This is a genomic window from Chitinophaga flava, assembly GCF_003308995.1.
Taxonomy (GTDB): Bacteria; Bacteroidota; Bacteroidia; order Chitinophagales; family Chitinophagaceae; genus Chitinophaga; species Chitinophaga flava.
On the sequence record NZ_QFFJ01000003.1, the window covers coordinates 220,241 to 227,459 of the forward strand.

A 7,219-nucleotide genomic window follows, 5' to 3' on the forward strand; every position below is an offset into this window, starting at 1 on the left:
TTAATCATCTTCACCATGTCTATGACCACGACCGCGCCAGCCTCTTCCCTGATCGTTGTCATCGTCATCATCATCATGCTTTCTGTAGCGTTCATCGTGGCAGTCGCGGATGACGGCCTGCCTGCCATAACAGCCTCTATACCTTCTGTATTTTGAACGGTAGTAGTCTGCATTCATATAAGGCCGGGGATCGTTGACTACTACCTTATACCCCCGGTACAGATCATAATGATAATATCCGGGCAACGCTCTGGCAAATACCCATTCGTCTTCATCACGGTCAAAATAAATAAACTGGCGTTGCGGGATATAGTAGTAGGCATCGATATCCGGGAGATAATAATATTCAGCATAGTCGTAACCTACGGGCCCCCATTGCGGCTGGTTTCCTATATTGACATTAACATTAAAACGTACCTGGGCATTCGCAGCCGGTGTATAACACATGGCAGCGGTCAGGAGGAAGGCCACGAGGGCAATCTTTTTCATAAAAATATGGTTTGTATCCCTCTCAATGCCAATTTGGTGCCAGTTTGCCGGAATGATATCCTTACCCGTTATTTTTTTATCTGCCTGAATTCCAGCCATAGTCCGCAGGTCTGCGAAGGGGATAATAACAGACTTAAACTACCGTTACCGGCTATCGTTGCCGGGATATTCATATTATTATTTTTCAAAACTCGTTTTACCTTTTCAATACTCTTCACCCTTAATGTTACACCAATGACAGGATGACCACTGACTACCTGTTGCGCAACCGGTAAAAGCACGACTGTACCTTCTTTCAGGTAAGCTACTGTAGCGGATTGCCGCTGCGGCACACCTACTTGTTCTTTCCGGATCAGGGCTCCGCCTTCCTGCAACAGATTGCGCAGCGGTAAACTATCGTTCGTTGCTATCCACACGCCAATAAGACTTTCAGCGCTATTCTCATGTGCGAAATGTGCCGGTTGATCGGTGGGCGACTGGTTCCTGCGGCCGAAAAAGAGGTAGTGCAATGGATTCCCTGCCGGAACGGCCGGGAACCCATCCTCCACTTCAAATGGTTGCTGAAGACGTTTCAAGAGGTTGATCAACGCCGGAATTTCCGGTGTGTATAGTGCAAGAAAAGCCGGTCCTTCGCCGGCTGCCAGGTGTTGCCGATACTCCCTTGTAAGCGCATCCCGCGGCTCTGCTGCCGTAATCAGCTCCAGCTCAGTACCATCTTTAAACTTCACATGAAGGTTACGGATGCCGTTATCGTGTAGCCGTCCGGGTTTGAGCGCGAAACCGAGGGCACGGTAACGGGACGCGGCGCTGTCAAGGTTTTTAACAGCCACCGGCACATGATCAAGCCCTGTAATAACCTGCGCCGAAGCAGGTATTGACAGGACTGACATCAACAAAAGGCGGTTCAGCAATCGGAACATAAGTTATCTCATTACAGAAAAAAATCCTCCTTAGGTACCTGTTTAAAAAGTTCAAACATACTGGTCAGCGTTTGAAGGAATTGCAGGCTTTGTGCTTCATCCAGGTGAATGCTGCTTTCAAATTCATCCACCGCCGCCATAGTGCTGTTGTTGTAGATGTCCTGATGCTGGTCCCACTTTCCGGAAGCTTTTATATAGAGATGTTTTATGTAGACATTGACGCTTTCGCCACCCGGTATGGTGATAGACTGGTTGCTGCCGATTTTGTACAGAAAGGAAACCAGTAACGGGTCCTCAACCAGCTGGGTCGTCCAGATATGATTTTTCAGGTATTTGCCGGTAAACTCCAGCAGGGCAGCATGGTCCAGCCCCAATGTTTCCTGATAAGCCTGTTCCGGCAGTATCAGGTATCTGTTATCAAACAACCATTTCACCAACAGACTGTAGGCCTGTTTGACCTTGTTCATGGTATACTGCGTATCAAAATTATACATGGAAAAAATCTCGCGTGTTTCCATAATACGCAGCTCCATATCGGTAATACGGCTCCTGTCACCGGAAAACCATACCACCACTTCCGCCACTTCATTCAGCGGTTTGCGTATAATGGTATCCTCCTCTCCCTTCATATCAAAGAAAGCAAGACATTCTTCATAACTGCTTTTCGGGCTGATAAAGCCTTCCCAGAAGGCATCGGCTTTGGTATCGGCGGTCTTTTTTCTGCCGGAGCCGCCCGAAAAAAGTACTACGGAAGTAAGATAACACTCGAAGTTGTAATCGTCTTGTTTGGGACTAACGGGAGGATAAAACCGTTCGTTGGTAATATCAAACTTAAAACCAAAGCTCAATTGATTTTTCTTGTCCTGAAAGCTTTTGTTACCCTGATTGGCATTGACGGATTTGGGCGGTTTTCCAAGTTCACAGGTTTCAAACAACTGTATGATCTGCGGGACTGTGCTTTTAAGTCCCATCAGACCAATGATTTCATGGACGGTCATAAATAATGGATTGATGCTGCAAAGAAAAAATTAAATCGCACGGGAAAGGTACTACGAAGATGATAAATAAAAAAAAGCAACATCTGTTTTATTCCATCGAAACAATATCATCACTTCTAAAAACACGGCAGACCGATCATAACCCGCCGTGTCTTCAGTTTAACTGGGAAGTTCTCCCAAACTGATCAGCATAAAACCAGCTTGCACATCTAAGGCAGTAACCACATGCTCCAGCTGACGAAATTCATCTATCTTCAGTACGTCTCCCACCTGTACATCAATGCTGGCATGACCATCGGCATTTGCTCTTACTGTTTGGCCGGTGGTGGTATTGACGATCAGTGATGGTGAGGGTATAAATGTAAGCGGAAGCGGAAGCCAGCGGGTCCAGAATACAGATATCGAAAGGGTGCCCCTGTTGTTTGACTGGGTTTGTTTTATGGAAGCAGTCTGAACAGGCGCTGCAGCAGAAAGGCTGCTACCTGATAATATGGCCAGTACTGCTGCTACAGACAAGAATCGTTTTAACATAGTGATGATTTTGGGTTACAAATAACATATCCTTAAAACTAAGCAGATAACAAGCAGTCAGAGCACAGTAGTAGCCCCTGAACCAATATTGCACTTTTCTGTTATCTAAAATCATACGAGGTACCCCGTTATGCGGGCGAAGCGGTAGCGCAGTTAGCTTTCTTCTTCAAAGAAAACATTTAAAATGCAGTCAACATGAAACAGACAAAAGTGCTGATATTGGGTGCAGGCGGTGCAATTGCCCATCATGTTATTCAGTTTCTTCAGCATCATGGAAATATCCACCTGACACTATTCCTGAGAAACAAAAGTCATTTAAAAGGGATCAAAGGCCCTAACATCAATATCGTGGAAGGAGATGTATTACACCATAAGCAGTTGAATGAGGCCATGAAAGACCAGGATATCGTGTACGCCAACCTGGCGGGAAGCTTAGATAAAATGGCCAGACAGATTGTGGAGGCGATGGAGAAAAATGGCGTCAGGCGTTTGATATTTGTTACCTCTCTGGGCATTTACAATGAAGTGCCGGGGGCTTTCGGGAAGTGGAATGACTCCATGATAGGCAACAGCCTGGCTCCCTACCGAGAAGCAGCTGATATCATAGAAACCTCTGACCTGGATTACACCGTGGTAAGGCCCGCCTGGCTAACCGATAACGAAGAAGTGGATTATGAACTTACACAGAAGGGAGAAGATTTTAAAGGCACGGAAGTCTCCAGAAAAAGTGTTGCCGCATATATTGCTGATTTGATCCAACATCCGCGGAAGAATATAAAGGCGAGTGTAGGCATTGATAAACCAGGCACCGAAGGAGATAAACCCTCCTTCTACTAATATACTGCCGAACCGATTAAAAAGGCTGCCTGTTAACCTTCAGACAGCCTTTTTGTTGTTTTAGAGCGCCTGTACAGTGTGGTGCTCATCCTGCGGCAGTGCCGATGGTTTATAGCTGCTGATAGACAGCTGTGATTGGAATGAAAGCATGAAGGTATCGTATGTGCCCAGGCTGTTGGTCTGCTCCGGGGACACCAGCAACAGCCGGTCTCCTATTATTTCCAGCAAGGTGAGCGGCGGTGTGATGTAAATAATTGCAACACGATGCTGCTGGCGGTCCTCGATGTCAGATTCAATCAGCTCGAGGTGATACAACTCAAACGGCAGATGCATACTGCCGAGGCAATCTTTCACGCCAGGTATCCTGTTTCCCAGTTCCTGCAGATATAATCCGACGGCAAAGCCCACTTTGTAGTGCAATGAATTAGATTTCGGATTATGGGTTTTCAGTTCGCTGAAGGTCCGGAATTTTTTTTCAGGATTATAGGCTTGTGACTGCATAAGGAATTCTACATAGGAATCTTCAAAAATCTTTTTTTCAAAATCCCCTGTAGAAGCGGCATCTATGACCTGTCTGAAAGACAGGGTGACCTGCGCGGGTTGTATCTTCATAAAAATAAATTAGATCGACTGGTAAGAAATTGGTTGAAAAGAATCATCAGATATTGATGACATGAAAGAGGTTATAACCTCCATTGGAATTAGGAGTTACAGTTGCCAGTTCGGTTGCCAGTGAGTCGTTGATAATAGTGTCGAGGTAGTTGGTAGTGGGGTTTTGTCCGTGTGCAATATACAAGGGCGTATTATACACAGCTGCGTTGATCGCATCCGGGAATGCAATCTGGGTGGTCAGATACAGGTAAGTGCCGATGAAGACCTGGGCATGCAGGTGTGTGCAGCGGCCAGGATACCAGCCAGGGTAGATAGACAGAAAATGTACCAGACCGGTGTTGTTGGTATATTGCAATCCTCTTCCGAAGAGGCGGCCGGTATTGTTCTGTACACCCAGGTAACCATTATTCACATAACCTGAATAATAGCCGTCTTTGTCGCACTGCCAGATATCCACCCGTGCATTGGTCACAGGAGCACATCCATTGTTAACGCTTTGCACTTTGATGTCGATGTTCAGTGGAAGACCAGGTTTGTTGTCAGTGATGTTTACCCTGTTAATAGCCGATCCACGGCTGTTATAGAGCGGATAAGGGCCATCCATATCATAATCTGTAGGCACACAGGCCGCTTCCGTTTTTGCATTACGGGTTGATGCGGCTGTTGCTGCCTGCTCTGCGCTATCCTTTTTACAGGCTTCGAGGAGCACAGGGGCAGAAATGGCTGTTACCGCCAGTGATCTGAGAAAATTTTTTCTTTCCATAAGATAAAGAATTGTTTAGCTTAAAGTTCAGCTATAACCATTCTTTTATCAAGTAAGTATCGGTAAAAGAGAGAGATGTGCCGATGTATTATTTACCACTCCACTCTCTGAGACCATCCGCATAAGTGTCACTGACAGGCAAGGTTGCACCGGAATAGAGCAGCACTCTGCGGTATGCAATGGAACAGATACTGCGAATAGCTACAATATAACTGCGGTGAATCCGCCGAAATCGTTCATGGGGAAGCTTCTCCAGCACTTTCTTCAGTGGCATAAGTGTGAGCACAGGTCTTGCATTCAGCAGATGAATACGGATATAATCCTCCAGGCTTTCTATGTATTCAATGTCGTCCAGCCAGATTCTTACCTGTTTGTATTCTGCATAAACGAAAAAAGATTCGGGCTCACGGACTGCTACAGCTGCATGTTTGTAGCGGTACTGTCCTATGGTTTTTTGTATGGTCCTTGCAAAACGCTCGATGCTGATCGGTTTCAGCAGGTAATCCAGTGCTTCCAGCTCAAATCCCTCATGGGCAAAACGTTTATGCGCTGTCGTGAAAATGACCATAGGCTTTTCCGGCAGCGACCGGACAAGGTCCAGGCCGGTGATATCCGGCATATTGATATCAATGAACAGCAGGTCTACCGGACGGCAACGGAGGAATTCGGCGCCGGACAGCGCATCATCGAAAGTCTGCAACAGCTGTAAAGCCGGGAACTGCGCGGTATAGTTCTTAATAAGCTCCAGCGCAAGCGGTTCATCATCTATAGCGATGGCTTTAATCTTCATATAGGTGGATGAAGTAAAAGGTTTAACAGAAGTAGTCTCCATGGGTTAATCTATCTGCAATGTCAGCCTGACGGTATATAGGTTATTATCTGTAGTGATATTCAGTACATGTTTTTGTGGATACAGCAATTCCAGCCGATGCCTGGTATTAGCAATGCCTACGCCGCTGCTATGCTCCGGTTTCCGTTCCCGGTAAATGCGATTCCGGCAGAAGAAATTAATATGATGTTCGTTTACTTCGAGATGAATGATCATCGGGGCCGGCATATGTTTGCTGACACCGTACTTAAACATATTCTCCACAAACGTCATTAGCACCAGCGGGCTGATCATCTTTCGTTCCAGCACGCCAGTTACCTTGTAGCTCACCAGTCCCGGGCGCAGGCGGAGCTGCTGTAAGGCGATATAATCACGGATACATTCCTCTTCCTGAAGCAGGGGTACATAGTCTGCACAAACATCGTCCGTAATGTACCGCATAATATTTGACAAGCGCAGAATACTGTCCGCAGTATAATTATTTTTTGTCAGCGCCAGCGTATAAATGTTGTTGAGGGTGTTAAACAGAAAATGCGGATGTACCTGCGCTTTCAGGAAAGATAGTTCAGCCCGTATTTTTTCCCGCTCGGCCCTGATGGCACGCTGTTCTGTAAGCTGCCAGCGGCGTGTGGTAGTGATAGCAGCGCCCAACGCCATGATCATAAAAAAGATAAAGAGACTGGTAATATCAATAACGGGTGATTTATACACCCATTTTGCCCCTATGGGAGGAACAGCCCATTTCTGCTGCAACAGCCTGTCAAACGGTTGCAGAAAAAATATACCACTGCAGAGTAACAGGGCCATTGCTACATAAATACCATATTTGCCCGGTATAAAAAACCGGGGCATGAGATAATAACGGTTGAAATAAAACAGGATGATATAACAACTGCAAAACAACCAATAGCTGTAGTGCATGGCAGGCGCTATCAGTTCAGTATATCCTTTACCGTTGTGCATAAACAACAACGGGAATATCATAAAAAGCAGGCAGCAAACAATGTGGATGCTGATTTGAGGGGCTCCCAAGGATAGCATATACAAATTAAGGGAGGCTGCCGGGTTATTTTTCATATGTATCGATGAAACGGGGAAATGTACCGATTGACTGATCGGAGTAATATAAATAATAACCCGCGGTTCTCCCAATTAAATTATATCGCGTATATGCTGCAGTGACTTTGTGAATGATATTAATAAAATTAAGCCGGCAGCGGATTCGCTGCCGGCTTTTTTA

General features: G+C 45.9%; 9 protein-coding genes. 1 reads left to right on the forward strand and 8 read right to left on the reverse strand.

Annotated elements, in window-relative coordinates; all coding sequences use genetic code 11:
* The 4 genes from DF182_RS31780 to DF182_RS31795 all read right to left on the reverse strand — a co-directional run bounded on the left by DF182_RS31780 (position 1) and on the right by DF182_RS31795 (position 2,938).
* Positions 1-489, reverse strand: coding sequence for a hypothetical protein (locus tag DF182_RS31780; RefSeq protein WP_211327333.1), 489 nt, complete (start codon positions 487-489; stop codon positions 1-3).
* Between the two features lie 68 nt (positions 490-557).
* A complete protein-coding gene (locus tag DF182_RS31785) occupies positions 558-1,379 on the reverse strand; it encodes a VOC family protein (protein WP_161964343.1) in 822 nt (273 codons plus the stop codon).
* Positions 1,380-1,420: 41 nt separating this feature from the next.
* Positions 1,421-2,407, reverse strand: coding sequence for a hypothetical protein (locus tag DF182_RS31790; protein ID WP_113619937.1), 987 nt, complete (start codon positions 2,405-2,407; stop codon positions 1,421-1,423).
* Positions 2,408-2,566: 159 nt separating this feature from the next.
* The gene (locus tag DF182_RS31795; protein WP_147243614.1) at positions 2,567-2,938 is read right to left on the reverse strand and encodes a hypothetical protein; all 372 of its coding nucleotides are present in this window, start codon (positions 2,936-2,938) and stop codon (positions 2,567-2,569) included.
* Between the two features lie 195 nt (positions 2,939-3,133).
* On the opposite strand from DF182_RS31795, the gene DF182_RS31800 reads away from it, so the two are divergent.
* Complete coding sequence (locus tag DF182_RS31800) at positions 3,134-3,775, forward strand: SDR family oxidoreductase (RefSeq protein ID WP_113619939.1); 642 nt, start codon at positions 3,134-3,136, stop codon at positions 3,773-3,775.
* A 60-nt stretch (positions 3,776-3,835) separates the two neighbouring features.
* On the opposite strand, the gene DF182_RS31805 is transcribed toward DF182_RS31800, so the two are convergent.
* The 4 genes from DF182_RS31805 to DF182_RS31820 all read right to left on the reverse strand — a co-directional run bounded on the left by DF182_RS31805 (position 3,836) and on the right by DF182_RS31820 (position 7,020).
* The gene (locus DF182_RS31805) at positions 3,836-4,387 is read right to left on the reverse strand and encodes a hypothetical protein (protein ID WP_113619940.1); all 552 of its coding nucleotides are present in this window, start codon (positions 4,385-4,387) and stop codon (positions 3,836-3,838) included.
* Between the two features lie 46 nt (positions 4,388-4,433).
* Entirely contained in the window at positions 4,434-5,150 is a 717-nt protein-coding gene (locus DF182_RS31810) for a peptidase associated/transthyretin-like domain-containing protein (protein WP_113619941.1), read from the reverse strand.
* An 88-nt stretch (positions 5,151-5,238) separates the two neighbouring features.
* Positions 5,239-5,982 (reverse strand): LytR/AlgR family response regulator transcription factor, encoded by a 744-nt coding sequence (locus DF182_RS31815; protein ID WP_245957672.1) that lies wholly within the window; start codon positions 5,980-5,982, stop codon positions 5,239-5,241.
* A gap of 3 nt (positions 5,983-5,985) precedes the next feature.
* The gene (locus DF182_RS31820; RefSeq protein ID WP_161964344.1) at positions 5,986-7,020 is read right to left on the reverse strand and encodes a sensor histidine kinase; all 1,035 of its coding nucleotides are present in this window, start codon (positions 7,018-7,020) and stop codon (positions 5,986-5,988) included.
* Between the last annotated feature and the right edge of the window lie 199 nt (positions 7,021-7,219).